We start from the raw sequence: 14,274 nt of genomic DNA, 5'->3' as shown, positions 1-14,274 counted from the left end.
CGCGCCTCGACCGATGGCGTCTATTCAGGTCAGCCTCTCTCCAGGCCGGACCGCCGACGCCAACAGGAATTCCGATCGCTGAGGAGTCCCTCTGGCAATGCCCGAGCGTAGAATGCAACAATTACAAGGTTGCCAACTCAGAACGCTCAGGAGGTGTGACGTACCCTCGCGGCGTTCGGCTCCTGCAAAGCGTGAGGGAACGCGGGGGATCGGGCTGCCGACTTGCAATGAGTCCTGATGTTTGACCGCCGCACCCGGACAATCGAATTTGTCAACGACTCGGCACGCAGCCGAGTCTGTCACTCGATGGTTCCGATGATTTCTGAGCGATTTTCTGACACAATCGTGCCGGACAGACGAACAGCTTCGCGGAGGAAACCGTCTTCCATCGACAGAGAGAAAACGTAGTCGCCCGCTCCGAACATGGTTTCGAAGACTTGCAACTGGTCGACAACACCCGAAACAACGCTGAGGATGGAACCATCATGAACGAACCAGATCCTTCAACGCGAATCAGTTATGTCTCGTGGATCCTGGGTCAAACCTCTTCGATCCTGGGGATCATCCTGGTGGTGATCTACGGCTTCGATCTGGTCTTGCTTCAGGCCAAACGAATTTATGCTCAGAATCTCGGTGAAATCGCCGAGGCTGCCGAGAGCTGGATCCCCCCCCTCAGCCCAGCCCTGATCGGCCTCGGGATCGCGCTGGTGGCCTGGCTGGCAGCCTACCTTCGCGGCCTGATCTGCCCGGTGCCGGTGCTCGTGGGGGCCGGACTCAATTTCTTCGCGTTGGTGCTGGCCCTGATCGCCCTGACGTATTGACCCAGACACCACCCAACCGCCCGAGCGGGGATCGCCTCACGTTGGTCTTCAGCCCCTGAGTCGCAAGGGGGAGCTTCACGCGATTTTTTCTCGGCTTGAGGCTTCCCCGCGAGACGATTCTTGGGAGCGGAGTCCCACTCCCATCCCACCCGTCATGTCCGTTCGTGCTTGCCGTTATTGTGAGTCCGGGAGCGCCGAAACGTTTCCTGCACCGCTTCGATTTCCCGTTCCAGCGTCTGACGTCGTTCCTCGGCGAGTTTGCGACGCTGCCGATCGGCGTACCGTCTCGTGGACCACAGATCCAGAAACGCCAGCAAGAGCGTCTGCAAGACGAGCAAGAGCACCAGGATCCAAATGACGACAAAAGCAATCCGTTCCGATTGACCCGCCCGGATGTCGATGTTGCCTCCCACGCCGATTCCCAGGCCGAGCATCGCCAGGAGCACCGCCCCTCGGTATCGTCGGCGATCCTGTCGCGCGAAGTAACGGGCATCCGCCTCATCAGCCAGATTCCGAGGCCGTCGCGATTCCAGACGCTGCCGCCACGTCAGCACAAAGGCAATGCCAATCACCACCACCGCCAGCACCGCACTCGCCGCTCCGATCGAATGCTCGTTCTCCATCGTCCCGCACCCCTCTCGATCTCTGCCGGGCTCGTCCCCGAGCGTTCATCCCCGCCCCTTCGAGGCCGTCCGCTCGAACAAGTCTCGCAGCACCGGGACACACACGTCGAGACTGTACCGCTCCCGGCTCCGTTCCGAAGCGGTCGATCCATCTCCAGAGCCGCCAGCACCTGAAGCCCCTGCTCGCCCCAGGCCTCGGCGTCGAATAACGGAGCCACCAGCCCAGTTCGTCCCGGCTCGATCACCTCTCGAACCGGCTCGATGATCGCCGAGGCCTCGGGTTCGTCCATCGGCACGAGGAATCCGGACTGGCCGTCCTTGATCACCTCACGGACGGATTCCGACTCCCAAGCTATCACCACTGCCCCGGCCGCCATCGCCTCAATCACGGACCGATCCAACGGATACGGACGACTTGGCGACACATGAAGGTCTGTTCTCTCTAGAAGCTCCACAACTCCCGAAGCGGACAACAGGCCAGGCATCCAGAATCGCTCGGGGTCGACCAGCGGCTCTCACTCCAGCAGAACCGCCGCGTCGTCGATCCCGTAGTGCTCCAGATCCAGTCCACGACGGACCTGTCCCCCGCCCGCAACCACACAGATCACGTCATTTTTCATTCGCATGATCATGTTTGAGATCGACACATCACGGTCGAACTCCCGCAGCATGTTCGGCTCCGAGGCGACACCATCAGCCACTTCCTCAGCCAGATCGTTCCGGCGAGGATGAAGGTATCCATCGAACAGGTTGACCAGGGGAACCCTTGTATCGAAGCCAGGGACAAACAAGGTCGAACCCAGGCCGCTCGACCGGGCCGGGACCACGTCTACCGGACGTGGTCGCTGAGCCTCCAGCAGTTCCCAGACGCCATGGGCATGGCAGAACCAGCGCTCCAGGCTCCTCGTCCAGGGCACCGAGGGTTCCCAGGCTACCCCTCCTACCTCGTACTGCAAGAGTTCCAGGCCGCGGCCGACCGACTCGGGCCAGAACTCACGTGGACTGATCCGGTTGCTGGCAAACCAGCAGCGATAGCCCCGTGTCCGAACCAGCCAGTCCGTCACGGCTCCCAGGCGACCCGGAAAGCTCGGCTCGACGCAGAGCAGGCACAGCGGGTCCTGGGCCATCGCGCGGATCCTTCAACGAGTTGATCGGCTCAGCGTGCTGCGCGTCGCGAAGGGCCGGTCCCTTTCGACCGGGATGAGACCGATGATTTCGAGGCCCCAGACTTCTTCCCGGTCGACTTCGGTACCGGCTCCGCAAACAAGGCGTTCACCACGTCGTCGAGCGATTCGACGCTCTGGAAGGTCAAATCGCTGCGCACTTCTTCAGACAGATCCACCAGATCTTTCTCATTATATCGAGGAATCAAGACTGTCTTGATTCCCGCTCGACGCGCCCCAAGCACCTTTTCCTTGACACCACCGACAGGCAAGACCCGTCCGGTCAGGGTCAACTCGCCGGTCATTGCCAGGTCACGACGAATGGGCTCATCACGAAAGAGACTGATCAGCGCCGCCGCAATCGCCACACCGGCCGAAGGGCCATCTTTTGGCACAGCTCCGGCAGGAACATGAATGTGAACATCTGTTTTTGCAAAACGAGCCGGATCGATTCCCAGCGACGTTGTGTGAGACTTCAAGTAGCTCATGGCCGCGTGCGCGCTTTCCTTCATTGATTCGCCAAGCAAGCCGGTCAGGGTGAACGAGCCTTTGCCTGGCATCCCGCTCGCCTCAATGAACAGGATCTCGCCTCCCGTCGGGGTCCAGGCCAGGCCGGTGGCGACACCAGGCACCCCGGTTCGCGCGGCGACCTCGCGGAAGTGCTTTGGCGGGCCGAGGTAGGTCGGCACGTCATCAGCGCCGACATTTGCACTGACCTTCAAGCCCTCGGCTCGCTTGCGGGCCACCTTTCGGCAGATTGCGGCCACCTCGCGTTCCAGGTTCCGCAGACCTGCTTCTCGCGTGTAGTCGGCAATGACACGGCGGATGGCATCATCACCAATCGCCAGTTGTTTTGAGGTCAACCCGTGGTTTTCAAGTTGCTTGGGAATCAGGAACCGCTGCGCGATGAGGATCTTTTCTTCCTCGGCATAGCCCGGAAGTTCCAGCACTTCCATGCGGTCGAGCAAGGGGCCGGGAATGGTCTCCAGCATGTTTGCCGTGGCAATGAACATGATTCGCGACAGATCGAAGTCAATGTCGAGGTAGTTGTCGCGGAACGTCGAGTTTTGTTCCGGGTCCAGCACTTCGAGCAGAGCGGCCGACGGATCTCCCCGGAAATCGGCACCCAGCTTATCGACCTCGTCCAGCATGAACACTGGATTATTCGTTCCCGCCTTGCGCAACCCCTGAATGATCCGACCCGGCATCGCGGCGACATAAGTGCGCCGATGCCCCCGGATCTCGGCCTCGTCGTGCACGCCGCCGAGACTGATCCGCACGAACTCCCGGCCCATCGCTCGGGCGATCGACCGGCCGAGGCTCGTCTTCCCCGTCCCCGGAGGACCGACGAAGCAGAGGATCGGCCCTTTCATGTCCTTCTTCAGCTTCCGAACAGCGAGGTATTCAAGAATTCGTTCCTTGATCTTTTCCAGGTCGAAGTGATCTTCGTCAAGCACGGTTCGGGCGTGCTTCAGGTCAAGGTGATCCTTGCTCGCCTTCGCCCAGGGAAGGCTTGCGAGCCAATCAACATAGGTGCGCACGATCGAGTATTCGGCCGAGCTGGGGTGCATTCCGGCCAGGCGGTCGATCTCGCGTCGGGCCTCGGCGCGGGCCTCGGGCGGCAGCTTCGCGCGGCGGATCTTCCGTTCCAGCTCGCGGGCCTCAGCGGCCTCGGGCTCCATCTCGCCGAGTTCTTCTTGAATCGCCTTCAGTTGCTGGCGGAGGAAGTGCTCGCGCTGCGCTCTTGTGATCTCCGAGCCGACCTGAGCCTGAATCTTGGTCGACAGTTCCATCACGTTCAGGTGCCGCGTGAGATATTGCCCCAGGAGCATCAGGCGTGACTTCACGTCCAGCTCAGACAGCATCTCCAGCTTTTCTTCGACCGAGAAAGGCAAGCTGGAGCCGAGCAGGTCGGCCAGTCGCGCCGGGTCTCGGGTGTTCATGGCCGCGACCTGAAGCTCCTCGGGAATGTTGTCGCTCAGGCGGTTGAACAGACCGTTGACCAGATGGACCAGGGCGTCGAGTTCTTCCCCTTCCTCGACCGCTTCCTCCAGCGGTTCGACCTGCCCCACCAGATACGGCTCGGTCCGGTCGATTTCAGACAATCGGGCGCGGCCGAGTCCCTGGCAGACGATCCGGGTCGAGCCATCAGGGAACTTCAGCATCTTCAGGATCGACCCGACGCAGATCGTGTCGTACAGGTCGTCGAGCGTCGGTTCCTCGACGTCCGGTGAGCGCTGGGTCGCCAGACCAATCAGGCGGTCGCCGGTCGAGCCGTGCACATCGTCGATCAGCTTCATTCCGGCCGGGCGATTGACAACCAGTGGCACCACGGTTTGCGGGAACACGACATCGGCGCGCAGTGGCAAGATCGGCAGCCGGTTCGGCAACGGCGGCCCCTGCTCCTCCAGTTCCGAAAGGACCAGATCACGGCCCTGAGAGGACGATTCCTCAAGACTCGGCGTGGGCTCGGCTTTGGCGGTCGACTTCGACTTGCGTTTGCTCATCGTCGCAATACTTTCACGTTCGGCGCGCCAAAATCGGGGCGCAGGCTCAAGACGCTTGATTCTCGAATAATTGGCCCGCGATTGGAAGGGCGCGACGATTCAGCGAAGGTGTTCAATCAGGAAATTCCGGGCTCGCTGCCGCAGTGCCGGGCCGATCGTTGGAGAAAACCAGAGCCGGGGCGTCCCTCCCGGCCCGAATGTCCCCACGATCCTCCCCCGCGGCACTCCCCCGGCCTGATCCCGGAAGAAACCCGCAATGCCCGGCACCTTCGACCTCGGAACCTTCCCCGTCACCTCGACCCGATCCCCCGGTCCCAGCCGGATGACGAAATCGCCCCCGCCAAGCCGCCCAGATCGCACCAACCAGGCGATGGCCGCCACGCCCCCGACGACCGCCAGCATCCACCCCATCGATTCCGTCACCGGCCTCGCTTCCACCAGTCGCCCCGGTCCACGTCGAACGAACCATAGCCCCCTTGCTGCTGCAGGGCCCGCCTCCCCTGGTAATTCGAGAAGGCGAACAGCGCGAAGAAGATCGCCAGGAAGGTCTGATCGGCCGAAAACGCCCACAAGGCGACCAGGCCCGCCGCGATCATCCCCACCGTATACGTCTGCTGCATCCCTCGGTACGGGTGACGACTCGTGAGGACCTGGGCCAGAAACTGCCCCCCATCGAGGCTCCAGATGGGCAGAAGGTTCACGAGCGTCCAGCCAAAATTGAAGAACAGCATGCTGTAATAAAAGCTCAAGACATAAGGACTGTTGAACTTGGAGATCGCCTCCCTGATGCTCCCCGACCCCAGGCCGAACAGAGCCAGGTTATCCTGAAGCGTTAGCCCCCCGACCCCTGCGCCGATCATCACCGTCAATAGTCCGAGCACGAATCCTGCCCCCGGCCCCCCGAGGATCACCGCGATGTTCCCCCCGATTCCCAGCCGGTCCCGCTCGCTGAAACAGAGTCCCCCCATCCAGTACAGCACGACGCTCGGCCTCAGGCCGTTCCAGACCGCGGCCATCGCGTGCCCCATCTCGTGCCAGAGGATCGAGACGAACAGCACCGCCACCCAGACCAGGGTCCGTTTCGGATCGGTCTGGTCGAACCCGAGCATCAACCCAACAATCCAGAACGCCGGGTGAATCCGGACCGGAACTCCGAGCAACTGGAAGCGCAGGTCATACGGCGTCGTATCGGGACGACCCATCAGCATCGCGGAATCTCACCTGGAAAGGGTCATCGAACTCGGTCTCTCAATGCGGGTCTGCGGCCGGCGTTCTTCCGTGCCAGCTCACGGCGACCAGCGACCACTCGCGGCCCAATCGCCCAAACCGGAGATCATACCGAGAACCGATCTCCCGAGACTAGCCGAGGGCGCTTCCGCCCGCCCCCGCTCACCAGAACCAGAACAGCTTCACCAGGTCGCGCAGGGTGAAGATCGTCCCCGCCACGTTCAGGACGATCCCGAAGACTCCCAGCGTTCGCGTCAGCGGTGCTCCACCTTGAATGGCCTTGAGCAACGGCTCCACCGTGCAGACGATGATCGCCAGGATCGTCAGGGAAACAACGCAGAAGACAGCAAACGAGTAAGAGAACGTCGATTCGCTCCCCGTGCCGGCGAACCAGAGCAGATTCATCGCCAGTTGCGCGATCCAGGCCGCCAGGAACACGCCGAGCACGAGGAGGCCCAGGCCAAAGACACTCGCGAACGCGTTCTCCCAGGGCTTATGCTGCCATTCCTCGTCACCACTCCGGAAGATGGCGATGGAGAGCACCGGCAGCAGCAAGACCGAAAAGGCAAGCAGCCGCAAGGTGGGCTTGGCAAGCATCAGCTCGTCCGCCTGGGGATTCTTCCTGGCATACGCTTTGTTGATCCCCGCCTTGAACCAACCGGGATCCGCACAAGAGTCGGAGACCAGGAACTGATACGCCGGATTGTTGATGATTTCCGAGGGCAGCTCTCCCGAGGCGTTAGCGACCCCCTCCTTCTCGGTCCTGATATGGGTCAAATAGACGGGGGTGGAATCGAACGTCCCCTTCGTCGTCACGCTTACGAGAACACGCGTCACACTGCCCGCTGTCCCGACAAAGCTCGTGTGCCCACCGGAATACGAATCTCCTTGCCACCAAGTCCCCTGGAACGACAGCGTATTGACGCCGTTCTCTGCCGGTTCGAAGGTGAACTCCTGGAACTCCTCCGTGTCCAGCGTCCCCAGTTGAGTCCCGTTCAGGTAGGCCACCACCGAGAGGCCCAACCAACCCGTACGCCCCATGCGTTGAATCCGGAGCGTCGCCGTCCCCGAGGTCGAGTCGTCCGAACCCTTGGCCTGCTGACCTCCGAAGTTAACACCGCCAATCAGCAAAAGGAGGATGCACGCGATCTGACGCATGGGAATGAACCTGAATCGAAAAGAGGCTTCGAAGCGACAGGGGAATGAGGTTCAGGCGGGTTCGGTCATCGACGCGCAGGGCATCATACAACCCGGCACCCGATGGTCCCGAGGGGCCTCGGGGGCGTGATCGCGTCCATCGGGAACCGGCGAATCGCACACTCGGTTGCGGTGGCACGGCGAGACCGCGTGCCACGATCAGTCAGCTCGAGCGCGAAGAGTCCTCGGCCTTCATGGCTGCCTTCATGGCTCGCTCACGCTCCTGCTGGGCTTCGTTTCGGGCGATGATGTGCCCATAACGGGCCTCCATCTCCCCTGGCAAGAGCTTTGCGAGCAACTGGCCGAGCTTGATCCAGCTCCAGAGTGAGTTCCCATCCATCGCCAAACCTCCCCGGAGCCGATCGGCCCAGTCATATTCGTCGTTGAAGTACAACTTGAAAAGAGGTTCGTCTCCCGACTCGAAATATTCTCGAACGACCTGTCGGACCAAACCGCCCCATCGATCGGCTGCCCCCTAACCTGACCTTCCGCGCGCAGCCCGGGGAGATCAACCGTCATGAAGCTTTTTTTGGAATTTTTGACGGATTTTGTGATTAAATCGGTCAAAAACACGATGATATAAAGTTAAGGGCCCTGAGTCAGACCGCGAGCACCTGCCTCCCTTCTGCTCAGCACTCACCCTCGATCCTCCACGCGGTCCCTCAAGAGGGGTTGCCGGCGGGATCGTTCGAAGCCCCGTCGGCCGGCATCGTCGCGCGGACCGAGGGGGGAGGAGCCATCGGCAATCACCCGCCCCCGTGCTCAATCGAGGACATCGGGGGAATCGAGGAGCGGAATCCAACGGACACCGTTCCCGATGGTCGATCGACCGGCCCAGCGGCCCCGAGTGCTCTCCGATGTCTTCGCACGACCCCCTCCCTTCCGATCAGTTCCCGCAGTTCGCTCAAATCGTCCCCCCACCGGTTGAAGGCGTCACCGTTGCCCCAATGGGGCTGTTGATGCTCCGAGACGCAAGCGACGACCAGTTCGACGACCTCACCAGGTCCTGGCTCGCCCAGTTCGACCCCATCGACGTGCTCGCCCGGCTCCATGCCGAGATGGTCGTCCTCGCCGCCAACCGCCTCCGACGCGCCGCTCGATTTGAGCCGGAGGCCGCGATCCCCGACCTCGCCTGGTGCCGCTTCCAGAGCCTCGCCGAACGCAACTACCGCACCGCCTGCAAGGATCTCCAGCGTCACCTTGAGCATCAAGGGACCGGCTCCACCGCGAACCCCTCACCGAAAACAGCCAAGGGCAAGACGTCGTCCCCTCCCCCCGATCCCACCCCCGAACCGCCTCCCTCTCCTCCCGAATCAACCTCCGAGGAGATTGCCGACGCCTACGCCAACTGGCGCATTCACATTGCCCTCGTTCGTAGCATGAGCGAGGAATGGCCCGTCATCCTCCGTCTCCGCCGCGAGGTCGAAGACGTCGCCGCCTGGCTCGCCGACGGCAAGACCGAGGAGGAACTGATGACCTGGTATCCCGGCCTCACCCGAGCCGACATCGCCGCCTGCCGCGCCTGCGACGCCGAAGGCCTCTGCGGTCCCTTCGACCTCGCCGACGGTCCTTATCCTCCCGGCTTACCCGTCCTTGACGACTTACCCGACGATCCGTCCGGTTGACCGTCGCTCGTTCCAGGTGGCGTGCCAGGAACGGAGCGCACGCTCCGACCACGAGAGGTCTTCAACCGGAACGGGTAATCATCCTTTCGAAGCGACTTCGATCGCCTCAACAAGCTGACGTACTCGTCCGCGTTCGACGAAGCCACCGCGATCCCCCTCGGCACAGGCCGCTCCCCGAACCCCGAACAGATCGGGACAGAGTGACCTGAGCCGCTCGATCGCGGTCGAATCGAGTCCTCCCGCCAGCGCGATCAGTCGCCCGGTTCGCCGGATCGGCTCGAACCAGGCAAGGTCAATCGGCTCAATTGGGGCCGGCCGCGATTTGTCCCAGGTATCGAGCAAGATCCCGGCGCACTCAGGCATCGACACTGCCACGTCTCGAATCGCTCGTCGATCCGGCGCACCGGCCCGATCGGCATCCAGATACGCGACGGCAATCCAGGGCGGACCCGGGCCGAACGATTCCCGAACCTGGCTCCAGTCCCGTTCCCAGTCGTTCCCGAGCATCCCCGATAGCCCGAGCTTCCGAAACGCGATCCCCGCAAAAGCCTGGGCAGGTGGTGGAGAGCGATCGACCCACTCTCGCAGTTCCCCCAGCGCCACGCTCACGGGAACCTCGGGGGGGACCGCCTCCCGGACCGCTTTCCAGACGCTCAGCTCCGCGCAGCCGAGAGGACCTCGGCTCGGCTCTTTGACATCCACGACCGAAGCACCACCCAGAACCGCCTCGATCGCCTCGGCCGACGACCTGACGCTGACGAGCAAGCCCGGCCTCGCTCCGAGTCTCAAGGGTCGGCTCACCTGGCCTCGGCCGCAGCGACTTGACGTGCCGAAAGAACCGGCCTCAGCACCGCATCGAGCCCGAACAGAACCACTGCCCCGCTCAGGTCGGCCACCAGGGTCGCCCGGTAGAAGGGAACCGCGTCACCATAGCAGGCGATCAGGCCGGAAAACGTACTCGGCTGAAGCGAGACGCCCGAGGCCCAGACCGCGAAGTTCGTCACCACGAAGAAGATCAACGATCCGACCACCGCCATCCCGACCGGCATCACAAACTTCGCATCCCGGCTGGTCCATCGCCCGAGTAAGACGATCGCCAGGTATGACCCGTAAACGGCCAACCGAGTCGGGTCGAGCGGCCCCCGGCGAAACTGAGGGTAATAGACCAGGTCGATCACCAGGTCCGTCGCCACCATGATCACCAGCGGAACGGCCAGGGCATAGCGTCGCGAAAGCCTGGCCCCGGCATAAAGCGCGATGGCTCCCAGCGGCACCAGGTTGTGGAGATGCTCGGGATTGAGCCGGGCAAACACACCCAGCAAGATCAGGAGAAAGGCGGTGGTCATGCGAGCCTCGACAGCAGTTCGGTACGTCACCGATCGTCGGCCGACCGACCGCCGATCCGGATCGGGCCGTTGTCTCGACCCTTCCCATTGGAATCGGCCGGAACAGCCCCAGAATCACTACCTTAGCCGCCCGAAGTCGGATCATCAAGCGGGCTTGAGACGGACCTTCTCCAGCCGCTTCCCCTCCGAGCCCGTCCCGGCCTTATGCCACCGGCCTCGCCGACTCAATCAGATCGAACGACACCACCCGATCCAGGCGAAAGGCTTTCTCAAACCGCTCCAGATGGCAGAAGGCCACCAGATACGCTGCGCCCCCTTTGTGGATCAATCGCCGAGGGGTAATTTCCCTTGGCCCGCTGCCCCGCGAGCCCCCTTCGTAGCAGATTTGAAGCCGATGCCCGGCCGCGATCGCCGCCGAGAGCCCTTCCCAGCCACAGGGGATCAGTTGCTCCTGAACGGGGTCGGCAATCGGATAGCGCACGTGAGGCCCCGCCTCGCCGTCAAGGGCCACCCAAAGCCCCCGAACCCGCTCGCAATCGGCCAGCGCTCGGTGAGCCGGGCCGGCAGCGACCCCAAGCAGCTCGGCGACCGCATCAAGCCGGTGGCTTCCGGCCTTCGGCAAGCGACGACGGGCCAGGGCCAGGGTATCGGTGATTTCAATGCCCGGCATCTGCCGACCAATCGCCGCCAGCTCATTCCCGAGGAATCCTGCATCGAACCTTGCATGATGAGCCAAGACCCGGTGCGGCCGATTGTCCAGAAGCCAATCGAAGAAGGCAGGCAGGACGACCTCCCTCGGCTCGGCCTCGGCCAGCATGGCATCGGAGATACCGTGGATCCGCTCGGCAGCGGGGCTCATCGGGCGACCGGGATGAACAAGCCGATCGAACCGATCCAGTACCCGGCCTTCTCCGTCGAATCGCACGGCACCGACCTCGACGATTCGATCAACCCCCGGAATCAGGCCGGTCGTCTCCAGGTCAATCGCCACAGATGGTCCGATCCGGCTGCCCGGCATGATCGCCTCGCTTCGATGCTCGATCGAGGGCCACCCGCCCAGGATCGAGCCGATTCATTCTACGACGGAAGCCGATCGACCGCCCAGTTTCCTTGAATCAACCACCCGAGGGAGACCGACCAATCGGGCTTGACCGATTTCAGCCCCTCCAGAAGATCGATCCCCTTGGCCCCTCAACATGATCCTTCGTTCCTGGTCCGACCCTGCTCCCGGGTGAAGCGATCCGGAGGACCGATCCCGATGCCACCATCGCACCAAACGGTTTCCTCGCGATTGCCAGCCCGACTGGCCCTGCTTTCCCTATCCTGGATTCTCGGGTTTTCTGGCTGCCAGGGAGCGTTGAGGACACTCCCGAGCCATCCCCCCGTGCCCTCAATCCCGCGAGAAGACCCAGATCTGGCCGACAACGCCCCGATCATCCAGGACCTGCTGAGGTTTCATAATGAAATTCGAGCCGAGCGCGACCTGCCTCCGCTCTCCCTCTCGCCGACCTTGAGCCAGGCCGCCCAGAACCACGTTGCCGGGATGATCGAGATGGGCAAGGCCCGTCATCGAGGGGTTGATGGTTCGACCCCGGCCGATCGCGTCACGCAGGTCAGATACCCTTATCGAGCGATCGGCGAGAATGTCGCCGCCGGCCAGCAATCGGCCGAGGAGGTCATGGAAGGCTGGATGGACAGCGCCGGCCACCGGCGCAACATTCTCGGTGACTTCGAGGAGATGGGAGCCGCCTGTGCTGACGACGACATGGGCCGCCCCTACTGGTTTGTCGTCTTCGCCACCCCAATCCCTCAGCGTGATCCCAAGGAGGCCGCCGCCTCTTTGCTCAATCAAATTAACATGTTCCGGTCAACGAAAGACCTCGATCCCCTGGCCTCCGACAAAGGCCTCAATCGCATCGCCCAGGCTCATTCCCAGGAAATGGCCAGATCGGGCTCCCTGAAGCCATCAGGCCCGTCGATCGTTGATCGTGTTCGGGAGGCAGACATCCCGTACCGTCGCCTCGCGCAGAGTGTCGCCTCGGGCAACCCCGGTCCGGAGGAAGTGCTTGATGCGTTGACCGCGTCTGCCCCGCAGCGTGAAAACCTGCTCGGTCCCTTTGATCGCGTCGGGATCGGCTACGCGAACGCCGAAGACGGCCGTCCATTCTGGACAATCCTCCTGATTGAAGGCAAGGAAGGATCGCCATGAACCCATTTTGGGATCTCTTCGGCCCATCCAACCGACACGATTGCCCCAGGACATAAGTCCGCCCTCCGAAGAGCGCCTTGTCGATTGGATTTCTCCTTCGTCTGGTGTCAGACTTCGCTCGGCGAAGTGTTCGGCAACCGAGCGGTTGCCTCTCAACCTTGCGCCCGAAGGAGGACGGATCCCATGTCGACACGAGCGAGATGGGTCATGCTCTTTGCCGTGCTGGCGACCTTGACCACGGGATGTCATCGCAAGGAATTCATCCGCAACCAATCGGTCGCGATGGACCCTTCCCTCGTGTCAATCGACCCGGCATTGAGCGACCCGATGCTGACCCAACCCAGTCGAGCGACCTTCGTCGATCGACACCCCTTACTGCGCAAACCGGTCGAATACTACCAAACGGCCAAGCCCCACCCGGCGCACCGCTTGGCCTCGGCCACGTTCATCGGGGTTCCTGCCGGAATTCTCGGCGAGATGCGACAGATCATCGTCGGTTGTCCGCCGGGCTTCTGAGTCTCGGTGTTGCCATGTTCGAGGGTCCGACGCCTCACGTTCACCGAGGCAAGATCGACCCTCATGGGGTGCTTTCCCCCAATCGCCGTGCGACCTCACGTCGAAAGGACTCGCGCGGCGATCCGATCGAAGATCGGTGCAGGCAAGAGACGGACCAGTCTCATCAAGGCCAGGGTCGGCGCAGGGAAATCGACCCGGCGTCGCCCCCTGGCGATACCGTTGAGAATGATCGATGCGGCTCGATCGGCGTCCATCATCCACGGCTGCACATGTCGCGATTGCTCAGTCATGGGTGTCTTCACGAAGCCAGGATGAACGATCGTGACCAGGACACCTCGCCTTCTAAGTTCGGGACGAAGCCCTTCGAGCAGAGTCGAGAGGGCCGCCTTGCTCGCACAATAGGCACTCGACCCGGGCAACCCTCGGAACGCGGCCAGGCTGCTCATGCCGACAATCTGACCTCTCCCTCGATTGAGCATGCCCGGCAAGAGCACCTCGATTGCCACGGAGGCCCCGATCAGATTGACGCGGACGATCTCCTCGACCACCTCGGCCGAAAAGCCGACGGCTGGCGAACTGCGACCAAGCCCGGCATTCGCGATCAACAGATCGACCGGTCCAAGTTCGTGTTCAAGCCGACCGATCGCCTCGGTCGTGGCCTGTCGATCTGCCGCGTCGGCCGGAGCTACAACCGCCACGCCCCCGGCGTCTTGAATCGATCGGGCCAGCGTCTCCAGACGATCAGCACGACGGGCGGTCAGGCCTACGTGGATCCCTTGCTGCGCCAGTTGAACTGCCAGGCAGGCACCGATTCCGCTGGAGGCTCCGGTGACGATGGCCGATCGGGCACGAATGCGTTTCAAAGGCGGTCTGCTCCTACGCTCAACGTACCAATCGTCCTCTGCCGACTCCTCGGATCAGAGGTTCTGACCGTCGTATCCGGTGCCATTGCTTCCCTCGGAAGTGAAACCGTCCCACCATGCTCTCCCAACTCCGAGCCACCAGCCGACTTAATCATTGGAAACTCCGCGAATGATTCG

The 14,274-nt window shown here is 62.5% G+C and carries 16 protein-coding genes; 4 read left to right on the top strand and 12 right to left on the bottom strand.

Translation table 11 applies throughout. The annotated features are described in order from the left end of the window. Window positions 1-485 precede the first annotated feature (485 nt). On the top strand, window positions 486-821 hold the full coding sequence (locus HG800_RS04745) for a hypothetical protein (protein ID WP_169974249.1): 336 nt from the start codon (window positions 486-488) through the stop codon (window positions 819-821). Window positions 822-973: 152 nt separating this feature from the next. On the opposite strand, the gene HG800_RS04740 is transcribed toward HG800_RS04745, so the two are convergent. From HG800_RS04740 to HG800_RS04705, 8 genes are all read right to left on the bottom strand, one after another. Next, window positions 974-1,444, bottom strand: coding sequence for a hypothetical protein (locus HG800_RS04740; RefSeq protein WP_169974248.1), 471 nt, complete (start codon window positions 1,442-1,444; stop codon window positions 974-976). Then, a complete protein-coding gene (locus HG800_RS28385) occupies window positions 1,390-1,929 on the bottom strand; it encodes a glycosyltransferase (RefSeq protein WP_169974247.1) in 540 nt (179 codons plus the stop codon). The genes HG800_RS04740 and HG800_RS28385 overlap by 55 nt, the downstream gene beginning before the upstream one ends. A 30-nt stretch (window positions 1,930-1,959) precedes the next feature. Continuing rightward, complete coding sequence (locus HG800_RS04730; RefSeq protein WP_169974246.1) at window positions 1,960-2,571, bottom strand: hypothetical protein; 612 nt, start codon at window positions 2,569-2,571, stop codon at window positions 1,960-1,962. A gap of 29 nt (window positions 2,572-2,600) precedes the next feature. Further along, window positions 2,601-5,114, bottom strand: coding sequence for an endopeptidase La (lon, locus tag HG800_RS04725; RefSeq protein WP_169974245.1), 2,514 nt, complete (start codon window positions 5,112-5,114; stop codon window positions 2,601-2,603). A gap of 99 nt (window positions 5,115-5,213) precedes the next feature. Next, entirely contained in the window at window positions 5,214-5,537 is a 324-nt protein-coding gene (locus tag HG800_RS04720) for a hypothetical protein (protein ID WP_169974244.1), read from the bottom strand. Continuing rightward, window positions 5,534-6,322, bottom strand: a complete 789-nt coding sequence (locus HG800_RS04715) for a metalloprotease (protein WP_169974243.1) — start codon at window positions 6,320-6,322, stop codon at window positions 5,534-5,536. Before HG800_RS04715 ends, HG800_RS04720 begins: the two co-directional genes overlap by 4 nt. A gap of 181 nt (window positions 6,323-6,503) precedes the next feature. Then, window positions 6,504-7,499 (bottom strand): hypothetical protein, encoded by a 996-nt coding sequence (locus HG800_RS04710; RefSeq protein WP_169974242.1) that lies wholly within the window; start codon window positions 7,497-7,499, stop codon window positions 6,504-6,506. A 202-nt stretch (window positions 7,500-7,701) separates the two neighbouring features. After that, window positions 7,702-7,989 (bottom strand): hypothetical protein, encoded by a 288-nt coding sequence (locus HG800_RS04705; protein WP_169974241.1) that lies wholly within the window; start codon window positions 7,987-7,989, stop codon window positions 7,702-7,704. Window positions 7,990-8,395: 406 nt separating this feature from the next. Between HG800_RS04705 and HG800_RS04700 the strand changes: the two genes are divergently transcribed. Next, entirely contained in the window at window positions 8,396-9,163 is a 768-nt protein-coding gene (locus HG800_RS04700; RefSeq protein ID WP_169974240.1) for a DUF433 domain-containing protein, read from the top strand. Between the two features lie 78 nt (window positions 9,164-9,241). Here HG800_RS04700 and HG800_RS04695 read toward each other — a convergent pair whose 3' ends face one another. From HG800_RS04695 to HG800_RS04685, 3 genes are all read right to left on the bottom strand, one after another. Continuing rightward, entirely contained in the window at window positions 9,242-9,964 is a 723-nt protein-coding gene (locus tag HG800_RS04695) for a (5-formylfuran-3-yl)methyl phosphate synthase (RefSeq protein ID WP_315851969.1), read from the bottom strand. After that, window positions 9,961-10,509 carry a DUF6580 family putative transport protein gene (locus tag HG800_RS04690; RefSeq protein ID WP_169974239.1) on the bottom strand — a complete coding sequence of 183 codons (549 nt, stop codon included), beginning with the start codon at window positions 10,507-10,509 and terminating at the stop codon, window positions 9,961-9,963. The genes HG800_RS04695 and HG800_RS04690 overlap by 4 nt, the downstream gene beginning before the upstream one ends. Before the next feature lie 202 nt (window positions 10,510-10,711). Continuing rightward, window positions 10,712-11,527 (bottom strand): exonuclease domain-containing protein, encoded by an 816-nt coding sequence (locus HG800_RS04685; RefSeq protein ID WP_169974238.1) that lies wholly within the window; start codon window positions 11,525-11,527, stop codon window positions 10,712-10,714. Between the two features lie 366 nt (window positions 11,528-11,893). On the opposite strand from HG800_RS04685, the gene HG800_RS04680 reads away from it, so the two are divergent. Together HG800_RS04680 and HG800_RS04675 are read left to right on the top strand one after the other, a co-directional pair. Continuing rightward, the gene (locus HG800_RS04680; RefSeq protein WP_169974236.1) at window positions 11,894-12,718 is read left to right on the top strand and encodes a CAP domain-containing protein; all 825 of its coding nucleotides are present in this window, start codon (window positions 11,894-11,896) and stop codon (window positions 12,716-12,718) included. Between the two features lie 183 nt (window positions 12,719-12,901). Continuing rightward, the gene (locus HG800_RS04675; protein WP_169974234.1) at window positions 12,902-13,234 is read left to right on the top strand and encodes a hypothetical protein; all 333 of its coding nucleotides are present in this window, start codon (window positions 12,902-12,904) and stop codon (window positions 13,232-13,234) included. Between the two features lie 95 nt (window positions 13,235-13,329). Here HG800_RS04675 and HG800_RS04670 read toward each other — a convergent pair whose 3' ends face one another. Further along, on the bottom strand, window positions 13,330-14,097 hold the full coding sequence (locus HG800_RS04670; protein WP_169974232.1) for an SDR family NAD(P)-dependent oxidoreductase: 768 nt from the start codon (window positions 14,095-14,097) through the stop codon (window positions 13,330-13,332). Window positions 14,098-14,274: the final 177 nt, after the last annotated feature.

Source organism: Tautonia rosea, assembly GCF_012958305.1.
Taxonomy (GTDB): Bacteria; Planctomycetota; Planctomycetia; order Isosphaerales; family Isosphaeraceae; genus Tautonia; species Tautonia rosea.
The sequence above is the reverse complement of the archived record's forward strand: the minus strand, read 5'-3'. Positions and strand labels throughout refer to the sequence as shown.